This window comes from Rhizobium sp. NZLR1 (genome assembly GCF_017357385.1).
Classification (GTDB): Bacteria; Pseudomonadota; Alphaproteobacteria; order Rhizobiales; family Rhizobiaceae; genus Rhizobium.
The window spans coordinates 3,199,530-3,221,615 of the sequence record NZ_CP071632.1; the positions used below are offsets into that span (position 1 = coordinate 3,199,530).

The window sequence follows — 22,086 nt, forward strand, 5'->3', positions numbered from 1 at the left end:
CCGTCGAATAACGGGCCGCTCCGTAGATGCGATGAAGTGACTGATTATTCGGCGGGCTGGAGACCTGCGGCCGAAATATCCTCACCGGTCTGGCCGCCCAACGCTCTGGCAAGCTGCGCGGTATCCAACTCGTTTTCCCAACGCGCCACGACGATCGTCGCCACGGCATTGCCGACGAGGTTGGTCAGCGCCCGGCATTCCGACATGAAGCGGTCGATGCCGAGGATGAGCGCCATGCCGGCGACCGGCACGGAGGGCACGACGGAAAGTGTGGCGGCAAGCGTGATGAAGCCGGCGCCGGTGATACCAGCCGCACCCTTCGAGCTCAGCATCGCGACCAGCAACAGCAGGATCTGGTCACCCCAGGAGAGATTGATGCCGGTTGCCTGGGCAATGAACAGGGCCGCCAGCGTCATATAGATGTTGGTGCCATCGAGATTGAAGGAATAGCCGGTCGGGATCACGAGACCGACGACCGAGCGCTTACAGCCGGCCTTTTCCATCTTGTTCATCAGCCCCGGAAGTGCGGCCTCCGAAGACGAGGTGCCGAGAACCAGCAGCAGCTCTTCCTTGATATAGCGCAGCAGCGCCAAGATCGAGAAGCCGTTATAGCGGGCGACGGCGCCGAGAACGACGAGGACGAAGAGCAGCGAGGTGAGGTAGAAGGTGCCGATCAGCATGGCGAGGTTGGCGATCGATCCGATGCCATACTTGCCGATGGTGAAGGCCATGGCGCCGAAAGCGCCGATCGGGGCGGCCTTCATGAGGATGGCGACGAGCTTGAAGACCGGAGCCGTCAGGGCATTGAGGAAATTGACGACCTGCTCGCCCTTTTCGCCGACCATAGCCAGCGCGATGCCGAACAGCACCGAGAAGAACAGCACCTGCAGAATGTCGCCATCGGCAAAAGCGCCGACGATCGTCGTCGGAATGATGTTGGTCAGAAAGCCGACGATGCTCTGCTCGTGCGCCTTCGAGGCAAAGGTGGCGACGGCGGCGGGATCCAGCGAAGCCGGATCGATGTTCATGCCGGCGCCGGGCTGGACGACATTGGCGACGATCATGCCGATGACCAGCGCCAACGTCGAGAAGGTTAGGAAGTACAACATCGCCTTGCCGGCAACGCGGCCGACCTTCTTAAGGTCGCTCATGCCGGCAATGCCGGTCGCTACCGTCAGGAAGATGACCGGCGCGATGATCATCTTGACGAGCTTGATGAAGGCATCACCAAGCGGTTTCAGCTGGGCGCCGAGTTCGGGGTAGAAATGGCCGAGAACGATACCGGCGGCGATGGCCGCAAGAACCTGAACGTAAAGATGGGTGTAAAAGGGCTTCTTTTTGCCCTTGCTGTCTGCGACTGCATCGAATGGTGCTGCGATCATGATATCCTCCTATGGCTCGTCCGGAACGAACTCCGGCCTCCCGAGCCTTCGCTTCAATCCAACAGCTCAGCCGTTGTTGCCATTTTCTTCGCAATCACCGTGCCAGTTTCGAGTTTTTTTATAACCTTTTGATTTTTTTAAATAAAAATTTCAGGAGGCCCGGCGCACTCATGGACAAATGCGGAAATCCGCACAAATCCATTTGCATCCAGTGCAGAAAAATGCACAAATCCGCCATGTCCTTGTCTGTCTCGCAAAGGCTGTGGCCTGCCCTGCCTCTGCACCACCGCATCCGCCGGATGTGGTGGGCCTATGCGGTGATCGCACTGCTTGCCGTCGTCGCAAGTCTCTGGGCCGGCGGCGAGATCGGCCGGCACCGGGCGGAGGCTGCCCTTGAGGAACAGGCCCGCATGGATGCGAGGCTGAATGCGGCTTTGCTGCGCACCGTTCTTGAGAAATACCGGGCCCTGCCCTTCGTGCTGTCGCAGGACGCTGCACTCGCCGCGGCACTGGCGGGAAACGATGCCGGCACGTTCGAGCGGCTCAGTCAGAAGCTGGAAAAGCTGGCGGCGGGCACGAAGGCTGCCGTCATCTATGTCATCGACAAGGACGGCATGGCTGTTTCGGCCAGCAACTGGCGCGAACCGACGAGTTTCGTCGGCAATGATTACCGCTTCCGGGAGTATTTTCGAGGCGCGGCCGAAAGAGGACAGGCCGAGCACTTCGCGCTCGGCACGGTCAGCAAAAAACCGGGTCTCTATATCTCCCAGCGGATTTCGAGCAGCAATGGCCTGCTGGGTGTCGTTGTGGTCAAGGTCGAATTCGACGACGTCGAGGCGGATTGGAATGCCTCGAACACCCCGTCCTACGTCGTTGACGAGCGCGGCATTGTTCTGATCACCAGTATTCCATCATGGCGGTTCATGACGATCGGTCGGATCGCCGAAGACCGGTTGACCGCGATCCGCGAAAGCCTTCAATTCGGCGCTGCACCGCTTCAGCCCCTGCCGCTGGATTTCGTCCGGAACCTCGGCGACGGCCTTGATGTCGCTGAGATCGTCATGCCCGGCGATGCCGGAAAAACCAGGTTTCTCGATGTCGGGATGCCGGTTCCTGCAACCGGCTGGCAGCTGCAGCATCTCGTGGCGCTTGGGCCATCCATCGATGCGGGAATTCGCGAAGCCCGTATGCTGGCCTTGCTCATACTCTTGCCGCTGCTGGCGGGAGCAGCGTTTCTGCTGCGCCGGCGCCATGCGATCACCTTGCGGATTTTCGGAGAACAGCAGGCGCGAGAGGAGTTGGAACGGCGCGTCGCCGAGCGGACCCTGGATCTCAGCCAGGCGCGCGATCGGCTGCAGGCTGAAATCATCGGCCATAAGAGCACCGAACAGCGGCTGCAGGCCGTGCAGCAGGATCTGGTGCAGGCCAACCGGCTGGCAATTCTCGGTCAGGTGGCCGCCGGCGTCGCTCATGAGATCAACCAGCCGGTGGCGACCATCCGTGCCTATGCGGACAACGCCCGCACCTTCCTCGCTCGCGGGCAGGCCGCACCTGCCGGTGAAAATCTCGAAAGCATCGCGGCTTTGACGGAGCGCATAGGTTCGATCACCGAGGAGCTGAAGAGTTTTGCCCGAAAGGGTCGCGGCAGCGCCGAGCCCACAGGATTGAAGGATGTGATCGAGGGCGCGGTGATGCTGTTGCGCAGCCGGTTTGCCGGTCGCATGGATACGCTCGACATCGACCTGCCGCCGGCCGAACTGCGGGTCATGGGAAACCGCATCCGTCTCGAGCAGGTGCTCATCAATCTGCTTCAGAACGCCCTGGAGGCGGTGGCGCCGAAGGCCGGAGAGGGTCGTGTCGAGGTCAGGACATCAGCCGATGCAGACATGGTAACGGTGACGGTCGCCGACAACGGCCCCGGTATTCCGCCGGATATCCGCAAGGGCCTGTTCACGCCGTTCAATACCTCGAAGGAAAGCGGTCTCGGCCTGGGGCTGGTCATCTCCAAGGATATTGTCGGCGATTACGGCGGCCGGATGGAGGTCGCCAGCGACAGCAGTGGAACCCGGTTCATCGTTCATCTGAGGAAGGCTTGAGGTCATGGCCACAATGATGCCCGTTGCCCTGATCGACGACGACAAGGATCTGCGCCGCGCCACCGCCCAGACGCTCGAACTCGCCGGATTCTCCGTTTTCGCCTATGAGGGAGCGAAGGCCGCGCTGGCCGACCTGTCAGCCGACTTTGCCGGCTCCATCGTCACCGATATCCGCATGCCGGAGATCGACGGGCTGCAACTCTTCGCCACGCTGCAGACCATGGATGTTGACCTGCCGGTGATCCTGATGACAGGACACGGCGATATTCCGATGGCGGTTCAGGCAATCCAAGACGGTGCTTATGACTTCATCGCCAAGCCCTTCGCAGCCGATCGGCTCGTCCAAAGCGTTCGTCGCGCCAGCGAGAAGCGGCGGCTTATCCTGGAAAACCGCATGCTGCGCAAAGCTGCCGAGGATGCGCAGGAGAATTCGCCGCTGATCGGCCAGACGCCTGTCATGGAAAATTTGAGAAGAATTCTTCGCCACATCGCCGATACCGATGTCGACGTGCTTGTTGCCGGCGAGACGGGCAGCGGCAAGGAAGTGGTTGCTCAGATCCTGCATCAGTGGAGCCACCGCCGGAAGGGCAATTTCGTGGCGCTGAACTGCGGCGCCCTGCCCGAAACCGTCATCGAAAGCGAGTTGTTCGGCCACGAGGCCGGCGCCTTTACCGGCGCCCAAAAGCGCCGCACCGGCCGCATCGAACATGCAGGCGGCGGCACGCTTTTCCTCGACGAGATCGAGAGCATGCCTGTTGCCACGCAGGTCAAGATGTTGAGGGTGCTGGAGATGCGCGAGATCACGCCGCTCGGCACCAATGAGGTACGCCCGGTCGATCTGCGCGTCGTCGCGGCTGCCAAGATCGACCTCGGGGATCCCGCTGTGCGGGGGGAATTTCGCGAGGATCTCTATTACAGGCTGAATGTCGTGACGATCTCCATTCCGCCGCTGCGAGAACGCCGCGACGACATTCCGCTGCTGTTTTCCCACTTCGCCGCCCGCGCCGCAGAACGCTTTCGCCGTGATGTCCCGCCACTTTCAGAGGGAGTGCGGCGACATCTCGCCTCGCATTCGTGGCCGGGCAATGTCCGCGAACTTTCGCATTATGCCGAACGCGTCGTGCTTGGCGTCGAAGGTGGAGCGCCGGCGGCCACTCCGCAGCCGACGGACGCCACGCTTCCCGAACGGCTGGAACGGTACGAGGCGGAGATCATCCGCGACGCGCTGTCGGCCAATGATGGCGACGTGCGTCGCACCATCGAGGCACTCGGCATTCCGAGAAAGACGTTCTACGACAAGCTTCAGCGCCACGGTATCAACCGGGGTGGCTATGCCGCTCGCAAATAAGCGGGAATAAAGTCCGACGTCGCGTCAGACTTCCACCAGCCCGAGCTTCTTCACCTGCCGGATCGTCAGCATGGTGCGCACGGTGTCGACGTGTTCGTTCGCGGTCAGAACCTCGATGACGAAATCTTGGAAGCGGGTGAGGTTCTCGGCCACGCAATGCAGCAGGAAATCGCTGTCGCCCGAGACCATCCAGGCCTGGCGCACCAGCGGCCATTCGGTGGTGGCGGCGGCGAAGGCCTTGAGATTGCCTTCCGACTGGTGCTTGAGGCCGACCATGCAAAAAGCGACGAGGTCGAAGCCGAGCCGCGGGCTGTTCAGCATCGCGTGGTAACCCTCGATGATGCCCGCTTCCTCGAGCTTGCGCACCCGGCGCAGGCATGGCGGCGCCGAGATGCCGACGCGATCGGCAAGCTCCACATTGGTCATGCGGCCGTCGGCCTGCAGCTCCCGGAGGATCTTTATGTCGATGACGTCGAGTTCGGCGCGACCCACATCATTGCCTTTCTTTAATTCTCCGCGGGGAGCTTCTATATAAAGCGGCGGAATACGCAAGAATGTTTCACGCCGATGGCGGATTCTTGCACATCCGGGCGATTTGCCTTGTTGGTAACGCAAGGCTGCCCTTGAATAAAAGCATTGGACGTTCATAAATGGCCCATGGACCGCGAAACGGCCGCAATCGCCACTTAGCCGCCGCCATCCTGCCAGTCGAAAGGAAATGACATGCCCGCCCGCCACACCAAGGTGCTCATCATCGGTTCCGGACCCGCAGGCTATACCGCCGCGGTCTATGCCGCGCGCGCCATGCTGAAACCGGTTCTGATCGCCGGTCTCGAACAGGGCGGCCAGCTGATGATCACCACCGATGTGGAGAATTATCCGGGCTTTGCCGATCCGATCCAGGGTCCCTGGCTGATGGAACAGATGCTGCAGCAGGCAAAACATGTCGGCGCCGAGATCGTCAACGACGTCGTGACCGAAGTCGACATGAACCAGCGTCCCTTCGTCGCCCGCACCGACAGCGGCCAGGTCTGGACCGCTGATACGCTGATCATCGCCACCGGCGCCAAGGCCAAGTGGCTCGGCATCGAGAGCGAGCAGCATTTCCAGGGCTTCGGCGTTTCGGCTTGCGCCACCTGCGACGGTTTCTTCTATCGCAACAAGGATGTGATCGTGGTCGGCGGCGGCAACAGCGCGGTCGAGGAGGCGCTTTATCTCTCCAACATCGCCAAGTCGGTGACATTGGTTCACCGCCGCGACTTTTTCCGGGCCGAGAAGATCCTACAGGAACGCCTGTTCTCCAAGGATAATATCAAGGTGCTGTGGAACACCGAAGTGGCCGAAATCACCGGCACGCCGGCCAAGCCGCCGATGCCGCAATCTGTCTCCGGCGCGCGCCTGCGTGACGTCAGGACCGGCGCGATCACCGAGATGGTGGTCGACGGCGTCTTCGTTGCCATCGGCCATGCGCCGGCAACCGAGCTCTTCAAGGACAAACTGAAGCTGAAGGACAATGGTTATCTCTGGACCGCGCCTGATTCGACCGCGACCAGCCTGGAGGGGGTCTATGCCGCCGGCGACGTGACCGACGATACGTTCCGCCAGGCGATCACTGCCGCCGGCCTGGGGTGCATGGCAGCGCTTGAAGCCGAGCGATACCTGACGGGCCACATGCCCGTCGCCGTGGCCGCGGAGTAAGATCGGCATGAGGGGTGGGGGAATGCCATTGGATTGGGACAAGCTGCGTATTTTTCACGCAGCTGCCGAGGCGGGTTCGTTCACGCACGCGGCGGACAAACTGCATCTGTCCCAATCCGCCATCAGCCGCCAGGTCAGCGCGCTGGAGCAGGATGTCGGCACCAAGCTGTTTCATCGCCATGCGCGCGGCCTGATCCTGACGGAACAGGGTGAGCTGCTGTACCGCACTGCCCATGACGTGCTGCTGAAGCTTGAAACGGTGAAGATGCAGCTCACCGAGACCAATGAGACGCCGTCCGGCAAGCTGCGCGTCACCACGACGGTCGGCCTCGGGCAAGGCTGGCTGACCGACAAGATCCAGGAATTCCTGCAGCTCTATCCCGACGTACAGATCCAGCTGATCCTCGACAATGAGGAAGTAGACGTGAACATGCGCCATGCCGACTGCGCAATCCGCCTGCGCCAGCCGCAGCAATCCGACCTCATCCAGCGCAAACTGTTCACTGTGCACATGCACGTCTATGCGGCCCCCTCCTACATCAATCGCCATGGCGAGCCGCAGAAGATCGAGGATCTCGACAATCACCGCATCATCACTTTCGGCGAGCCGGCACCGAGTTACCTGCTCGACGTCAACTGGCTGGAGGTCGCCGGCCGCTCGTCAGACAACAAGCGTATCCCGCATCTGCAGATCAACAGCCAGACCTCGATCAAGCGTGCCGCCCTCCTCGGCATCGGTGTCGCCTGCCTGCCGGATTACATCGTCGGCCGCGACCCAGGCCTGATTCAGTTGGCGATCAATGCCGACGTTCCCTCCTTCGACACCTATTTCTGCTATCCCGACGAGATCAAGAACGCCGCCAAGCTGAAAGCTTTTCGCGATTTCATCGTCAGCAAGGCCAGAAACTGGAACTTTTGAGCCAGATTTATAGAGTGATTTCCATACTATGCGGAATGCGCATAACTGGCATGCACAAATAAGGGTTGCCGTTTGCACATTAAACCACCATATCGCTTATAGCTGATGCACACGGTGGCTTTTCCTCCCAGTTCCACCGCATTAGCTGTTCCCCTCTGGAGGTTTTTGACCTTCACACTTATAAAGGGCCCTGGTTTTCCAGTGGCCCTCTTTTTTTGCCTTGCCTCCTCGGGAAATGCCGCACCGCAAAAAATTTGTGCGGCGCATAGCAGATATGCACAAAAAAGCATTGAAACCTGCCCAAGGAAGCACCATATCCCTCTCAGCTGATGCATCTTGTGGTTTCTCTCCCAGTACCACCGCATTAGCTGTTCCCCTCTGGAGGTTTTTGACCTTCACAATTATAAGGGCCCTGGTTTTCCGGTGGCCCTCTTTTTTTGCCCAAAATTTACCCAATCCATAAAACTCGCCGCCTCACGCCTCCGTGATTTGCATATCGACGTCCAACGATCGATATATCGATAGAACACGATTTATAGTTCGGTGAATAACGATGGAAAAAGACGAGATCATCAAGGCACTCGCCCATCCGACCCGGATGGAAATTCTGAACTGGCTGAAAAATCCAGAGCAACATTTCCCCTCGCAGGAGCATCCTTTCGAAATGGGCGTCTGCGCCAGCCAATTCGAGCGCTGCGGCCTGTCGCAATCGACGGTCTCGGCCCATTTGGGAACGCTGCACCGCGCCGGCCTCGTAAGCACCAAACGTGTGGGACAGTGGATCTTCTACAAACGCAACGAAGAAACGATCGCCGCCTTCCTGAAGCAACTGACGCAGGACCTTTAGAATGCCCCTCGCCCTCCTCGTTCTCGCCTTGAGCTCGTTTGCGATAGGCACCACCGAATTCGTCATCATGGGTCTTTTGCCCGAGGTCGCCGCCGATCTCTCGGTCAGTATCCCGCAGGCCGGATGGCTGGTGACCGGTTATGCGCTGGCGGTGGCCATCGGCGCCCCGGTAATGGCTGTTTCGACTGCGAAGCTGAAGCGCCGCACCGCCCTGATCGCGCTGATGGCCTTCTTCATCGCCGGCAACCTGCTCTGCGCGCTGGCGAGCGACTACTGGGTGCTGATGATCGCCCGCGTCGTGACCGCGCTTTGCCACGGCGCCTTCTTCGGCATCGGTTCGGTCGTTGCCGCCGGGCTCGTCGCCGAAGACCGCAAGGCCCGCGCAGTCGCACTGATGTTTACCGGCCTGACGCTTGCCAACGTTCTCGGCGTACCGCTCGGCACCGCAATCGGCCAAGCCTATGGCTGGCGCGCCACCTTTGGGGTCGTCACCGTCATCGGCGTCGTCACCATTCTCGGCCTGATCGCCATCCTGCCCAGGGATAAGCAGCAGGAAAACGGCAGTATCCTGCGCGAAATCGCGGCGCTCAGGAATGGCCGCCTGTGGCTGGCGCTCTCCACCACCGTCTTCTTCGCTGCCTCGATGTTCGCCCTCTTCACCTATCTCGCCCCGTTGCTGCGCGACGTCACCGGCGTTTCGCCGGAAGGCGTCACCTGGACGCTGTTCCTGATCGGCCTCGGACTGACCATCGGCAATCTCGTCGGCGGCAAACTTGCCGACTGGCGTCTTGGCGCGACGCTTGCCGGCGTCTTCGCCGCGATCGCCCTCACCTCGATCGTCTTCAGTTATACGAGCCGCTTCTTTATCCCGGCTGAAATCACGCTCTTCCTCTGGGCACTAGCAAGCTTCGCCGCCGTGCCGGCGCTCCAGGTCGGCGTCGTCAGCTTCGGCAAGGACGCCCCGAACCTGGTTTCAACCATTAATATCGGCGCCTTCAACACCGGCAATGCACTCGGCGCCTGGGTTGGCGGCCTCGTCATCGATGCCGGCTTCGATCTCACCCGCGTGCCGCTCGCCGCAGCCCTGATGGCCCTGATCGGCCTCGGCGCGATGGCGCTCACCTATCTCTCCGCCCGGGGCCGAGCCGCCCTCGCCCCCGCTGAGTGAACCTCCCGCAAAAGAAAGGACCATCATGGCCAAGCTTTTCGAACCCACCAAGGTCGGCGATATCGCAGTCAAGAACCGCATCGTCATGGCGCCGCTCACCCGCAACCGCTCGCCGGGCGCGATCCCGAACGACCTCAACGTCGAATATTACCGCCAGCGCGCCACGGCTGGCCTGATCATCACCGAAGCGACAGCGATCACCCATCAGGGCCAGGGTTATGCCAACGTGCCCGGTCTCTATAGCAAAGAGGCTCTCGACGGCTGGAAGCGCGTAACCAACGCGGTCCATACAGCAGGCGGCAAGATCGTCGTCCAGATGTGGCATGTCGGCCGCATCTCGCACACGACGCTGCAGCCGAACGGCGGCAAGCCGGTCTCTTCGACCGACCGCGTCGCCAAGGCCAAGACCTATCTGGTCAACGGCGACGGCAGCGGCAGCTTTGCCGACACCTCCGAGCCGCGCGCGCTCGAAACTACCGAAATCCCCGGTATCGTCGAAGATTACCGCAAGGCCGCCCGCGCGGCGATTGACGCCGGTTTCGACGGCGTCGAGATCCATGGCGCCAACGGCTACCTGCTCGACCAGTTCATCCGCGACGGCGTCAACGAGCGCACCGACCAATATGGCGGCTCGATGGAAAACCGCACCCGTCTGACCTTCGAGGTCGTCGATGCCGTTGTGAGCGAAATCGGCGCAGGCCGCACCGCGATCCGCATCTCACCGGTGACGCCATCGGGTGAAAGCTACGATTCCGATCCGCAGGCGACCTTCACCCATGTCGTCGAAGGTCTGGCAAAATACGATCTCGCCTATATCCATGTGATCGAAGGCCAGACCGGTGGCGATCGCGACTACCGCCAGGGCGACAATCCGTCCTTCGACTATAAGGCGTTGCGCGAGGCTTATGAAACGGCCGGCGGCAAGGCCGACTGGATGGTCAATAACGGTTATGACCGGGAACTGGCGGTCGACGCCATTGAAAGTGGCCGCGTGGATCTCGTCGCCTTCGGCAAGCCCTTCATCGCCAATCCCGATCTTGTCGAACGGCTGGCGAAGAACTTGCCGCTCAACACGCCAGACCAGTCGACCTTCTATGGCGGCACCGCCAAGGGTTATGTCGATTACCCCGTCCTCGAAAAGGTCGCCTGAGCCTTTCCACGCCAACGCGAATCCCGCCGAAAGGCGGGATTCCATTTCCGAGATGTCTTTGTAGGGTGCCATCATGTTCGCTCCCCATCTTGATCGCTGGTCGCTGATTGCCGACGGCGAACCCATCATCACCCATTCAAGCCGCCTGCTGCCAGTCCTTTGGCAGGACAGGCCCGCCATGCTGAAAGTGGCGGCCGATATTGACGAACGATACGGCGCGCTGTTGATGCAATGGTGGGCGGGTGATGGCGCAGCCCATGTCTATGCCCAGGAAGGCGACGCCGTGCTTTTGGAAAGGGCGATGGGAAAATGCTCGCTGCTTGCCATGGCGATGAACGGCGAGGACGACGAGGCGAGCCGCATCCTCTGCCGAACGGCGGCACGGCTGCATGCGCCGCGCGAAAAACCGCTTCCTGATCCCGTGCCCCTCACCCACTGGTTCCGCGATCTGGAACCGGCAGCCAAAAAACATGGCGGCACGCTGGCCAATTGCTCAGCGATTGCCGACGCCCTGCTTGCCGACCAGCGCGACCTCACCGTCCTGCATGGCGACATTCATCACGACAACATTCTCGACTTCGAGGCGCGTGGCTGGCTGGCGATTGATCCGAAACGGCTCCATGGCGAGCGCGGCTTCGATTTCGCCAATATCTTCGCCAATGAGGAACTGCCTGTTATCACCGATCCCGCCCGTTTCCGCCGCCAACTCACCGTCGTTTCGGCCGAGGCCCGGCTGGAGTCAAAACGGCTGCTGCGATGGATTGCGGCCTATTCCGGCCTTTCCGCCGCTTGGTTCCTCGGCGACGCAAACACGCGGCAGGCGGAGACGGCTCTGACAGTCGCCCGGCTCGCCCTCGCTGAATTAGAGGCCTAACCCGCATTCTCATGCGAAGGCGCGATCAAGCCGGTCATCATGTCATGATGCGATTCAGGCAGGCAGCCGAGCGCCACGAGCGAAGCCCTGACCGCCTCGTCGATCGGCGTCTGCGGCTCTTTGCCGAGTTCGGCAACCAGCTTGCCGTTCCTCATCCGCAACGGCACCTTCCAGAGATAGCGCATCTCCCTGATCTCCCGCATCACAGCAACAAACGGCGCCGCCAGCGGCACGATCCACCAGGGGAAGCCGCCGATTTTCGCCTTGCCGCCGGCGACACGTTTGATGGCTTCGGCCATCTGCATGCCATCCGCATCCCAGAAGCCTTCCATATGATAGACGGCAAAGGGCGGCAGCCGATCGGCCCGCTCGGCAAGCCGAGCGATTGTTTCCGCCATGTCGGGCAGATAGGCCCACTGATGGCCGACGCCGTGCCGTCCCGGATTCTTGATCGTGCCGACCGGCTTGCCCGGCGTCACCAGGCCGGATGAGAACCAGCTGTTTCCAGTCGCACCCGGACCGAAGAAATCCCCGGCCCTGACGATGATGACGCCCGCGCCGGATTGCGACGCCGCCTTCAGCCGCTTCTCCATTTCGACACGGACTAGCCCCTTCTTCGTCACCGGATGCTGCGGGCTATCTTCCGTCGGCGCCGGCAGGGCATCGGGACCGAAATTATAGACGTTACCCGGCAGCATGATGCGCGCGCCGACGGCGCGAGCAGCGGCAATGCTATTGTCGAGCATCGGCAGCACCAGCGTTTCCCAGTCGCGGTAACCGGGCGGATTGACGGCGTGGACGATCAGGCCGACGCCTTCAGCCGCCTTCAGGACATCACCGGCATTCATCGCATCGCCCTGCATCCATTCGAAGGCCGGCTCGCGCCTCGACGCTTTGGCGGCATCACGGTTGAGCGCCCGGATGCGCCAGCCGCGGGCAAGCAGCTTGCGGGCAACCGCTCCGCCGATGCCGCCGGTGGCGCCGAGAATGAGCGCCGTCGTGTTCATTTTGCTGTTCATGACAATCATCTCCATCGATCCGATAAAAGGACTATGCCACCGGGAGGAGATAAACAAAATTGACGAAATAAATGCAGCTGCTATACAAAAATACATGATCGCTGAACCGAGCTGGGATTTCTACCGCAGTTTCCTGACCGTGCTCCAGCAAGGGTCGCTTTCGGCCGCCGCCCGCGAACTGGGGCTGACGCAGCCGACCATAGGTCGTCATGTCGACGCACTGGAAATGGCAATCGGCGCCGAACTCTTCACTCGATCCCCGAACGGGCTATTGCCGACCGACGCCGCACTGGCGCTGAGACCCTATGCCGAGACGCTGGCGGCAACCACTGCCGCCCTTTTGCGCACCGCATCCGGCGAGCGCGATCGCGTGGCTGGAACCGTCAGGATCAGCGCCAGCGAGGTCATCGCCATCGAAGTGCTGCCTGGGCTTCTTGGACGGCTGCAGGAGACATATCCCGAACTCCAGATCGAGCTGTCGGCTTCCGATACGATAGAGGACCTGGTGAACCGCGAGGCCGATATCGCCGTGCGCATGGCCGAGCCGCAGCAGGGTGCGCTCGTCGTGCGTCGCATTGGCGATATCCCGCTCGGCTTCCATGCCCATCGCCGCTATCTCGAACGATACGGCATTCCGCAAACCTTGGCTGACCTCGCAAACCACCGGCTCATCGGCTTCGACCGGCAGACGGCCTATGTCCGTATGGTGATGAAGCGCTACGCGGTTCCCGGCATCCACTTCTCCTACAGGACCGACAGCAATCTCGCCCAGCTTGCCGCGGTCCGCGCCGGCGTCGGCATCGGCCTCTGCCAAGTCGGGCTTGCACGTGAAAACCCCGATCTGGTGCACGTGCTACCCGATGCTTTCGGCCTACCGCTCGGCACGTGGGTGGCGATGCATGAGAGCCTGAAGACCTCGCCGCGCTGCCGCGCCACCTTCGACGCACTGGTCAAGGGGCTTCAGGACTATCACCGATATTCGACCAGCACATAACCTCCAAATCCGGAATCGATTTTCGCAAAGAATCATGCGCAAATTCAACGTGATTGAGCATCTAAAGCATGTCGCGCAAAAGTGTTCAGCGGTTTTGCGCTAACGACATGCGTAAAAACAAAGACCTAAAGCGCGAGGGGCGAATCTGAAGATCGCGACGCGCTTTAGAACCTGTCCTATCGGACGCGCGGCGCTGTAGCGGAAGAAGATGATGACCCACGATCCGGTTGAACTCGTGCCCTACGATCCGCAATGGCCAGAGGCGTTTCGGCGCATCCGCGACAGGTTACTCGTCTTGCTGCCGCAGGCGCTCTCCATCGACCACATCGGCAGCACGTCCATATCGGGCATGAGTGCCAAACCGCTGATCGATATCGACATCGTTCTTCCCGGCCTCGGGCACATCGAGGATGCCACCGATGTGCTTCTGGCAGAAGGCTACGAACCGCGCGGCAATCGTTACGACGACGAGGTCTGGGCATTTTTATCACGAGGTTCCGTGCCGCGGGAGCGCGTCTACCTCTGCCTGCTCGGCAATGGCACGCATCGAAACAGGCTCGCTTTTCGGGATTATCTCATCATGCATCCGCAGGCGGCGGCCGATTATGCCGCGCTCAAACGCAGGCTGGCAGCCGAATTCAGGATGGACGGCAATCGCTATACTGCGCATAAGCGCGAATTCGTCGACGCGATCGTCGCGCGGGGCTTAACGGGCGACGATTAGGCTTCAAATGCCTTGCGAGGCCTCGGCCGAGCGGTCCTTCCACTGGCCGTCCACCACCTCGGTTTCCGGCCGGTCGCCGCCTTCGGCATATTCCTCATGCCACTTGCCGTTCTCGTCCTGCCAACTGATCTCGGCGGAATCGCCGCCGACCTGCTGTTCGGCCGCGACGATACGCGCAGCTTCCACTGCCTCGGCATGGGTGGGGAATGCCTCGGAATAGACGCCTCCGAGCCGGTAGGCCCAACCGCCGTCATGCGGCACGACTTCGTAGACCACCTTGATCATGCATTCACCTCCTCATCTTCTTGTTGCGCATTCGCACGCTTCCGGACAGGATCCGGATCATCGCGGCCGCTTGACGAGAATTCGAGGACGCCGCGATCTGCTTTTCGGCCCCGATGACATCAGTATTCCATTAAACGCCGAAGACTGCAAATCGGACTGGATCGATGCTTGCTTGATATGCGGAATCAGTGACTTAGATAAAACGCATGGATCGGGGCAGGAGCTGAAGCTTGGGGATTGCATCACGCTTGAAAGAAGAGAAGTTTCTGGTCGCGGCACTTGTCGTTGCAGCGATCGCCTATTTCTTGGAACACGCGGTGATCGAGATGGGACGCGGCATCGCTCTGATCGCGGCCGCCGCCCTGGTCGGTACCATCGTTCTCGCCTCGATCCGAGTTGCCCATCACGCCGAGCTGCTCGCCATCAAGGTTGGCGATCCCTATGGCACGATGATCCTGACGCTGTCGGCCGTCGCCGTCGAGGTCATCATCCTCGCCATCATGATGAGCAGCGAGAGTTCGCCGACACTGGTGCGCGACACGATCTATTCCGCCCTGATGCTCGATATCAACGGCATTCTGGGTCTCGCCGCCCTGCTCGGCGGCCTCAAGCATGGTGAACAGCCCTACAACGACAATTCGGGCAAGACCTACGGCGTGATGATCCTCACCGCCATCGGCATCTCGATGATCGTGCCGGAATTCGTGCCCGGCGACAAATGGCACTATTATTCCGCCTTCACCATCGTCGCGATGATTGCGCTCTACGGCCTCTTCCTGCGCATGCAGGTCGGCCAGCACAGCTATTTCTTCAGCTACAGCTATCCGCGCTCCGAACGGAAGAAAGAAAGTCCGGACGAGCATGGTCCCGACGAATCGACCGCAATCTCGATCGCCACCATTCTGGTCGGCGTCGTCATCATCGGCCTGCTGGCGGAGTTCATGGCCACACTCATGACCGAGGGTCTGCGCGACAGCGGCGCGCCGATCGCGGTGACCGCCGTCGTCGTCGCGGCGATTTCAGCCGCCCCCGAGATTCTCACCGCCTTGAGGGCAGCCCTCAGGAACCGCATGCAGGCGACGGTTAACATCGCCATGGGCGCCTCGCTCTCGACGGTGATCCTGACGGTGCCGGTCATGGAGGCCATCGCACTCTATACCGGTCAGCCATTCATCATGGCGATGACCCCGGTGCAGACGGTGATGGTGACGATCACCTTGATTGCCGCCGCGATCAATCTTAACGACGGCGAGACCAACGCTATCGAAGGCATGACCCATTTCATCCTCTTCGCCACCTTCGTCATGCTGACGGGGCTGGGGCTTTGAAGGCGGCGCGCTGAAACCGATATTCGAACAGCCTTCTTGGCAGCCCACGCCTGTCAGCACGGACCTGCGACCATTATTCCTTCGACTTTTCGAGGAAACGCTGCTTACGGGTTTTCGGCTTGAAGCGCCGGAAGAAACCTTCGACGGCCCGGATGGATTTGGTGACGGACATCAGCCTGTCGATCTGGCTGTTGGCATTGTGAAGTCGCTCCGACAGAACCTCGGCCGCCGTCATCGCAATCTCGATCGGCGGCACCTGTGGAAATCGTTTGGCGAGCGCCGCATAGGGGCTCGTATCGACACCACCCATCATCGAGATCGTGCCCATCCTGGCAAAGAGACGCAGGAATATCTGCTCGAACGTCCAATCGTGCACGTCGAAGACCTTCCACTTCTCGCTCCTCTTTGCCGAAAAGCCGGCAAGCAGGATCTTGCCCGGCAGTTGCAGCTCGGCGAGCCAGAGCGCCAGCGCAAAGCCGCTCGTCGCGATCTTGCCTGTCGGATAGAGATCCCCGATCATCTGCGTCAGATCAAGGTGACGGGCTCTGGCGCCGTTGAAGCGGCGCTCCTCGCTGAAGTTTTCCTCGGGAGAAACGCGAATATTGACGACGCCCAGAAAATTGTCGCCGGCAAAGAAGCGCAGGACATCCGCAGCCTCGCGCCGGTGGACGATATTGGCGCCCATCACGCCGCTGCGGGCAACCAGCACCGCATGGCCGGCGAAGGGTTCGTCGAGCACCTTGTAGACATTATTGAAGAAGACGTAGAGCGCCGTCTCCGGCAACTCGCTTCGCAGCTGCTCGAAATCGACCGCCTCGCTGTTTGCCACCAGCACGATGTGGGAATAGCCCGACAGCAGCGCTTTCCACGCTTCCGGCGTGAGGAAATGCAATCCGTCATCTGCGGCGGCCACGGTGTTGATATCGCTGGGGATCGATTCCATATCGGCTCACATGCACTTTCCAAGGACGCGCCTTACTAGCTGTTGCTGAAATAGGCGCGCATCCGTGCCAGCCGCGTCAGCCCGCCGATCTGCTTTCCCACATGCGAGAGAAAGCCCGCCACCCGGCCCGTCATCGACGGCTGTCTGCAGAAGGAAGCCCAGGGCGTGTCTCGCAGATCCTCGATATAACGCCTGGCCATCTGCCGGTGCACCCAGGGAACGGTCGCCTGCCACGGTTTTTTCCGGCCGGTGAAATGAAAGATCGCCGGCCGGCCCACGAAAGGCAGGAGGCCCGTCTGCGTGTTCCAGCGCGGATCGAGCGCCAGCCAGTCGCCGTCGAAGCTGACGTTCAGCGCATCCTGGTCGTTATTCTCGAAAAGATGCGACCGCTCCTCGAATATCTCCCGTGTCCTGGCAAAGAGCCCCTTCGCCCGGCAGGCCGACCAATCGAACAGCAGCACGCCGGCATTGAAATACCGGCCGCCCTCGCGCATGCCGATCTTTCGCTGCCGCGCGCCGGCCTTCTCAGGAAAGGCCATGACATAATCGTCGACCGCGGCAAGCGCCTTGCCTCGAAAATCTCTGGTGAAGAGTTCGTCGACGGGTGCCACCGCTAGCACGTCGGCGTCCAGGTAAAGCAGGCGCTCGATATGATCGGGAATATGCAGATCCATGTAGAGCCGCGCCAGTGTCGCGGCCGACCAGCGGCCTCGCGCCTGCTTTGCAGTTTCCGGCGTATTATAGGGCAGCACGGTGATCGCCATGTCGTGCAGCCGCGCGAAATTTCCAACCTCGGCGATTTCGCTCGGCTTGAGGTCGATGCCGAGAAGCAGGAACTCCGCTGGCGAAGCCCCCAGATTGCGCTTGACGGAAAGCAGGGTGCAGCAGGCGGCCGGCAGCATGTTGACATCCGAACAGACGATCACCGCACTCTGCTGCAAAATCCCGGCCTCCCAAAGCGGCAACTTAAACTTAATGCCGGATATCTAGTTGGTTTGGCGCCGCCCCGCAACCGCAGATCACCCGCCGAACAGTCACTCTGCGTCACGTTTTGAATCTGAATTCAACGACTTGCGAGGCGAAGCGGAATCAAGGCCGCAAGGCGTTGAATCGGGATATGAGCCTATAATCGCACCGCCAGCGGATGGCCGACGAGCAACCGGTCGACCGTCGCTAGCTGCAGCCCCTCGACCTTGCACTGCGCCAGCAGCATTCGATCGAAGGGATCGCGCGTCTCCGGCTCGGGGTCGGCGGCAGTGATGACGTGCTGAATTTCGATCCGCAGCAGTATCAGCCCTATTTCCTCAAGAGATCGCGCGATGTCTTCGAGCGGCATGCCAGGATCCAGCTTTCCCAGCCGAGCCTTTATCGCCGTCTCCCAAAGACTTGCAACACTGACGAAACCCACGGTCTTGCTGTCACCAAGCAGCGCCGCGATCTCCCGGAACCGATGTCCGACGTCCTTGCGCAGGATCGCGAGAACGATATGGGTATCAAGGAGAAGCTGCATGGTTACGGCAACGGCTTCAGGAGAAAATCCTCGGGCAGCGGATCGTCAAAATCATCTGCGATGAACGGGACGGGATTGGAAATGCCTCGTGAGCGAAGATAGGCCTGACCAGCTTCCAGGTTCAAACCGCCGCGTTTCTGATGTGGCACCAGATCGAACACCGGCCGGCCGTTCCGCGTCACAACAATGGTTTCGCCTTGCTCGACCTCGCGGGCAAGCTCGGTCAGCCGGTTCTTCGCGTCGCGGATCGAAACGGTCTTCACGCTTCAAATGTAGCCACATGCAGCCACATCGTCAACGTCGCCACAAAAAAGGCCCGCCGTCACCGGCAGGCCTTCGATCGATCTTATCGCAGTCCGCTTACCTGCAAGCGGCGCAGAAGCGCTGGATGCGGCGGCAGGCTTCCTCGAGCTGCTCTTCCGACGTTGCATAGGAGATGCGGAAGTTCGGGCCGAGGCCGAAGGCCGAGCCTTGAACGACGGCAACGCCTTCGGATTCCAGGAGCTCAGAAACGAAATCTACGTCCGTCTCGATGACCTTGCCAGAGGGTGCGGTTTTGCCAATCAAGCCCTTGCAGGAAGGATAGACGTAGAAAGCGCCTTCCGGCACCGGGCAGACGATGCCCTTGGCCTGGTTTAGCATCGAAACGACGAGATCGCGACGGCCTTCGAAGATCTTCTTGTTCTCAGGGATGAAGTCTTGCGTGCCGTTCAGCGCTTCGACAGCCGCCCACTGGGCGATCGACGTCGCCCCCGAGGTCTGCTGACCCTGAATCATGTCCATCGCCTTGATGAGCTGGATCGGGCCTGCGGCATAGCCGATACGCCAGCCGGTCATCGCATAGGCCTTGGAGACGCCATTCATCGTCAGCGTGCGGTCGTAGAGTTTCGGCTCGACTTCGACAGGCGTGACGAACTTGAAGTCGCCATAGGTCAGGTGCTCGTACATGTCGTCGGTCAGTACCCAGACATGCGGATGCTTCATCAGTACGTCGGTCAGCGCCTTCAGCTCGTCCTGCGTATAGGCAGCACCCGTCGGGTTGGACGGCGAGTTGAAGATGAACCACTTGGTCTTCGGTGTGATCGCCTTTTCGAGATCTGCCGCCTGGAGCTTGAAGTCATGCTCCTGGGTGGCCGAAACGAAAATTGGCGTGCCGCCGCATAGCGCAACCATCTCCGGATAGGAAACCCAGTAAGGCGCCGGGATGACCACTTCGTCGCCGGGGTTCAGCGTCGCCATGAAGGCGTTGAACAGGATCTGCTTGCCGCCGGTGCCGACGATCGTCTGCTCCCAGGTATATTCCAGGCCGTTTTCACGCTTGAACTTGGCAGCGATCGCCTTGCGCAATTCGGGAATCCCGGAAACCGGCGTGTACTTCGTCTCGCCGCGGTTGATCGCGTCGATGGCGGCCTTCTTGATATTCTCGGGTGTATCGAAATCCGGCTCGCCCGCGCCGAGGCCAATCACGTCACGTCCTTTTGCCTTCAGCTCGCGCGCTTTCTGGGAAACGGCGATGGTGGCTGAAGGCTTCACACGGGAAAGAGCGTCGGCAAGGAAAGCCATGATATCGGTCCTAATGGTTGAAACGGGCAGAAAGCCGGGACCGGAGTTCTGCGCCTAGCTCTATGTCCAATGTATGATGGCATTTCAAGCGCAAAGGCGTGATGGAGGCAATGATTCTTATTGATCGTTTCGCCACATCGGCGAGCGGGTCGCCGCCCTTTTCGGCAAGGCTTGCAGCGCGCAGTCGAAGCGCTACGCGCAACTCTTGAGTCAATCTCTTGAGAACATCGGGATTTATCTGTTTTGGAAGCTGCCGCTCGAAGTCATCCGCGAGCATGTCGAGGAGTTCAAGATTATCGCCGGCATCCGACCTGACCTTCGACATCACGCCGGTCCTGAGGAATGGAGTCAATAATCAATCTGGGCGAATTGCTTTTTAAGGCATTGGTGATGAACTGCCGTCATGACAAAGCCGCCCCGCAAGCCTTCCAAACCGCTGCTCGGTGATGGCTACGAGCCGCCCCGCAGCCGACCGCGCCGTCGGCGAGATCCCGCTCAACCCAATCTTCCTCTCGATCCGATGCCGGCGCGTATCGCGCCGTGCCGGGCGTCGGAAGGGACGCGGTTTTCAGATGACCGACGACCCGGAAATGAACCAGGCCGAAGGTCAGCACTACCCGCAGCAGATGACCGACCGGGACATGGCTTTTCGCAACTATCTGAGCCTCAACACGGCGATCTTGCTGGGGATCCTGTTTATTGCGATCGTCTTCAGGTTCCACAAGATCACCTTGCCGCTGGTCGACGGCTTCAGCTGGCGCGAGATAAGCACCGCCATGATGGGCGACAATTTCCAGCACCGCAGCTGGAACATCTTCTTTCCGGAGGTCAGTTGGACCGGGCCCGGGCCAAGCTATCAGGGCCGCGAGTTCCAGATCGTCAGCTATCTCACAGCCTTGCTCTATCAACTCTTCGGCTGGCACGACAACACCTCGGTCTTGTGGTTCTACGGCTATCCGTTCATGGTGCTGCTCGCGGTCGGCTTGTGGATGCCACCCAGGCCCGCCGAAGACCCGAAGCAACGCACCCTTTCGGCCATTCCCTATGTGTGGCTGGCTGCGGCCATGATCCTCTATCTGGCGGCGGCGGGCGACATCACCAGCAATGTGTGGAACTTCCACATCTTCCATGTGCCGGTCGCGATGTTCTGCGGCCACGGCGCGCTTCTTCTGGCAACGCTTGCCTCCAGAACCGTTCCAACGCCGGCGGTGGTGTTTCGCTCGATCTGCATCGTGGCCGTCGCGCTTGCCTGGTCGACCTTGCCCCTTGTCAGGACGATGAAGAAGCCAATCGCCATGAAGGGCAAGCTGCTTGGCGAGGAACTGGCGCGGTTGGCGCAACCGGGCGACCTCGTAGTCGCCATCGCGCCCGAGGTCGGCGATCCCGTCGCAGTCTACTACAGCAGGGCGCGCGGCTGGGTGTTCCCGCCTGGCGGAGGCGATGTCGAATGGTCGAAATTCGTCGCGGATGACGCCACCGCGATCGCGCAGCTCGAGGAACTGCGCGCGCAGGGCGCCGATCTGTTCGGCGCGGCCAAGAATGCCGTCGACAAGCAGGACCGGCGGTTCGTCGAGCATCATGATGGGGTCATCGACTATCTGGACAAGACCGCAACCAAGCTTGTCGATTCGGACGATTTGCTGGTTTATAGGATCACCCGTCCATGAGAGCCGTGACCTTCTGGGCCATGGGTCTTGGATAGAAATAGCGTCTCAGACGGTTCAGCGGCACTCCGCCTGCGAAGGCCGGCAAGGCGGGGCCAGGCGACCTGATCCCCGAATCGCGTTTTCGTCGCCGATGTCTTTTGAAAACAAAGAGATCGTCGGTTTTCGTCATCGCCACCAATAAGCCGCAACAAATGCCGCACACCGCCGCAATTCGGTCGCGAGCGCGCCGAGATCGAAGCCGCATCATTCCGGTCTGCGAAATTGGTTATTGAGGGTCGCCAATGGTTCTGGAAGATGAGTTTGCCATCGGGCGCATGCGCCGGATCTCCGTTTCATTTCTTGTCGTCGTCACCGCCTTTGTTGCCTGCGTAGCCGCAACATTGGGTATTGCCTCCGCCGCGCGCGCCGCCGAGACGCAGCAGACATCCAGCCAACTTGCAGCACTTGTCCGACCGAACGACGTCAACAGCGGTTCGCTGCTCTTTCCGTCGAAGGAGCCGGGCTTCTATGTCGAAGCGCCATGGCTGAAGGCCGACGTCGCAATCGATGTCTCCGAGCCGATCGCCAGGGC

General features: G+C 60.7%; 22 protein-coding genes and 1 pseudogene. 13 read left to right on the top strand and 10 right to left on the bottom strand.

The features are described from left to right. Window positions 1–44 precede the first annotated feature (44 nt). Window positions 45–1,382, bottom strand: coding sequence for a dicarboxylate/amino acid:cation symporter (locus J3O30_RS15925; protein ID WP_207581240.1), 1,338 nt, complete (start codon window positions 1,380–1,382; stop codon window positions 45–47). A gap of 221 nt (window positions 1,383–1,603) precedes the next feature. Here J3O30_RS15925 and J3O30_RS15930 point away from each other — a divergent pair, with 221 nt between their 5' ends. Then, window positions 1,604–3,478, top strand: coding sequence for an ATP-binding protein (locus J3O30_RS15930; protein WP_207581241.1), 1,875 nt, complete (start codon window positions 1,604–1,606; stop codon window positions 3,476–3,478). 4 nt (window positions 3,479–3,482) lie between these two features. Further along, window positions 3,483–4,826: a sigma-54 dependent transcriptional regulator gene (locus J3O30_RS15935; protein ID WP_207581242.1), complete on the top strand. Its 1,344-nt coding sequence runs from the start codon at window positions 3,483–3,485 to the stop codon at window positions 4,824–4,826. A 24-nt stretch (window positions 4,827–4,850) separates the two neighbouring features. On the opposite strand, the gene J3O30_RS15940 is transcribed toward J3O30_RS15935, so the two are convergent. Next, window positions 4,851–5,318, bottom strand: a complete 468-nt coding sequence (locus tag J3O30_RS15940; RefSeq protein WP_164013485.1) for an Lrp/AsnC family transcriptional regulator — start codon at window positions 5,316–5,318, stop codon at window positions 4,851–4,853. 231 nt (window positions 5,319–5,549) lie between these two features. Here J3O30_RS15940 and trxB point away from each other — a divergent pair, with 231 nt between their 5' ends. The 6 genes from trxB to J3O30_RS15970 all read left to right on the top strand — a co-directional run bounded on the left by trxB (window position 5,550) and on the right by J3O30_RS15970 (window position 11,482). Further along, window positions 5,550–6,524, top strand: a complete 975-nt coding sequence (trxB, locus tag J3O30_RS15945; RefSeq protein ID WP_207581243.1) for a thioredoxin-disulfide reductase — start codon at window positions 5,550–5,552, stop codon at window positions 6,522–6,524. A 22-nt stretch (window positions 6,525–6,546) separates the two neighbouring features. Beyond that, window positions 6,547–7,443, top strand: coding sequence for a LysR family transcriptional regulator VtlR (locus tag J3O30_RS15950; protein ID WP_003593139.1), 897 nt, complete (start codon window positions 6,547–6,549; stop codon window positions 7,441–7,443). 553 nt (window positions 7,444–7,996) lie between these two features. Next, the gene (locus J3O30_RS15955; RefSeq protein WP_207581244.1) at window positions 7,997–8,290 is read left to right on the top strand and encodes a metalloregulator ArsR/SmtB family transcription factor; all 294 of its coding nucleotides are present in this window, start codon (window positions 7,997–7,999) and stop codon (window positions 8,288–8,290) included. Between the two features lies 1 nt (window position 8,291). Further along, on the top strand, window positions 8,292–9,458 hold the full coding sequence (locus tag J3O30_RS15960) for an MFS transporter (RefSeq protein WP_207581245.1): 1,167 nt from the start codon (window positions 8,292–8,294) through the stop codon (window positions 9,456–9,458). Between the two features lie 25 nt (window positions 9,459–9,483). Beyond that, window positions 9,484–10,608, top strand: a complete 1,125-nt coding sequence (locus J3O30_RS15965) for an alkene reductase (RefSeq protein WP_207581246.1) — start codon at window positions 9,484–9,486, stop codon at window positions 10,606–10,608. Window positions 10,609–10,681: 73 nt separating this feature from the next. After that, window positions 10,682–11,482, top strand: a complete 801-nt coding sequence (locus tag J3O30_RS15970) for an aminoglycoside phosphotransferase family protein (protein ID WP_207581247.1) — start codon at window positions 10,682–10,684, stop codon at window positions 11,480–11,482. On the opposite strand, the gene J3O30_RS15975 is transcribed toward J3O30_RS15970, so the two are convergent. Further along, window positions 11,479–12,501, bottom strand: coding sequence for an NAD(P)H-binding protein (locus tag J3O30_RS15975; RefSeq protein ID WP_207581248.1), 1,023 nt, complete (start codon window positions 12,499–12,501; stop codon window positions 11,479–11,481). The two genes, J3O30_RS15970 and J3O30_RS15975, sit on opposite strands and share 4 nt — an antisense overlap. A 94-nt stretch (window positions 12,502–12,595) precedes the next feature. On the opposite strand from J3O30_RS15975, the gene J3O30_RS15980 reads away from it, so the two are divergent. Beyond that, entirely contained in the window at window positions 12,596–13,495 is a 900-nt protein-coding gene (locus J3O30_RS15980; protein ID WP_207581249.1) for a LysR family transcriptional regulator, read from the top strand. Window positions 13,496–13,703: 208 nt separating this feature from the next. Then, complete coding sequence (locus tag J3O30_RS15985; protein ID WP_207581250.1) at window positions 13,704–14,219, top strand: GrpB family protein; 516 nt, start codon at window positions 13,704–13,706, stop codon at window positions 14,217–14,219. A 3-nt stretch (window positions 14,220–14,222) separates the two neighbouring features. Here the strand turns inward: J3O30_RS15985 and J3O30_RS15990 are convergent, their stop codons facing one another. After that, window positions 14,223–14,504 (bottom strand): DUF2188 domain-containing protein, encoded by a 282-nt coding sequence (locus J3O30_RS15990; protein ID WP_164013504.1) that lies wholly within the window; start codon window positions 14,502–14,504, stop codon window positions 14,223–14,225. A gap of 230 nt (window positions 14,505–14,734) precedes the next feature. Between J3O30_RS15990 and J3O30_RS15995 the strand changes: the two genes are divergently transcribed. Then, window positions 14,735–15,832, top strand: coding sequence for a calcium:proton antiporter (locus J3O30_RS15995; protein ID WP_207581251.1), 1,098 nt, complete (start codon window positions 14,735–14,737; stop codon window positions 15,830–15,832). 73 nt (window positions 15,833–15,905) lie between these two features. On the opposite strand, the gene J3O30_RS16000 is transcribed toward J3O30_RS15995, so the two are convergent. The 6 genes from J3O30_RS16000 to J3O30_RS16025 all read right to left on the bottom strand — a co-directional run bounded on the left by J3O30_RS16000 (window position 15,906) and on the right by J3O30_RS16025 (window position 20,173). Then, on the bottom strand, window positions 15,906–16,775 hold the full coding sequence (locus J3O30_RS16000) for a 3-deoxy-manno-octulosonate cytidylyltransferase (RefSeq protein WP_207581252.1): 870 nt from the start codon (window positions 16,773–16,775) through the stop codon (window positions 15,906–15,908). Window positions 16,776–16,810: 35 nt separating this feature from the next. After that, on the bottom strand, window positions 16,811–17,716 hold the full coding sequence (locus J3O30_RS16005; protein ID WP_207581253.1) for a glycosyltransferase family 8 protein: 906 nt from the start codon (window positions 17,714–17,716) through the stop codon (window positions 16,811–16,813). Between the two features lie 182 nt (window positions 17,717–17,898). Further along, window positions 17,899–18,285, bottom strand: coding sequence for a type II toxin-antitoxin system VapC family toxin (locus J3O30_RS16010; protein ID WP_207581254.1), 387 nt, complete (start codon window positions 18,283–18,285; stop codon window positions 17,899–17,901). Window positions 18,286–18,287: 2 nt separating this feature from the next. Further along, a complete protein-coding gene (locus J3O30_RS16015; protein ID WP_207581255.1) occupies window positions 18,288–18,548 on the bottom strand; it encodes a type II toxin-antitoxin system prevent-host-death family antitoxin in 261 nt (86 codons plus the stop codon). A 97-nt stretch (window positions 18,549–18,645) separates the two neighbouring features. After that, window positions 18,646–19,848, bottom strand: coding sequence for a pyridoxal phosphate-dependent aminotransferase (locus tag J3O30_RS16020; RefSeq protein WP_207581256.1), 1,203 nt, complete (start codon window positions 19,846–19,848; stop codon window positions 18,646–18,648). 10 nt (window positions 19,849–19,858) lie between these two features. After that, window positions 19,859–20,173: a hypothetical protein gene (locus tag J3O30_RS16025; RefSeq protein ID WP_207581257.1), complete on the bottom strand. Its 315-nt coding sequence runs from the start codon at window positions 20,171–20,173 to the stop codon at window positions 19,859–19,861. Between the two features lie 247 nt (window positions 20,174–20,420). On the opposite strand from J3O30_RS16025, the gene J3O30_RS16030 reads away from it, so the two are divergent. After that, window positions 20,421–21,515 carry a hypothetical protein gene (locus J3O30_RS16030; RefSeq protein ID WP_207584348.1) on the top strand — a complete coding sequence of 365 codons (1,095 nt, stop codon included), beginning with the start codon at window positions 20,421–20,423 and terminating at the stop codon, window positions 21,513–21,515. A gap of 281 nt (window positions 21,516–21,796) precedes the next feature. Further along, window positions 21,797–22,084 (top strand): annotated as a pseudogene (locus J3O30_RS16035) (marine proteobacterial sortase target protein); the annotation flags it as partial. Window positions 22,085–22,086 lie beyond the last annotated feature (2 nt).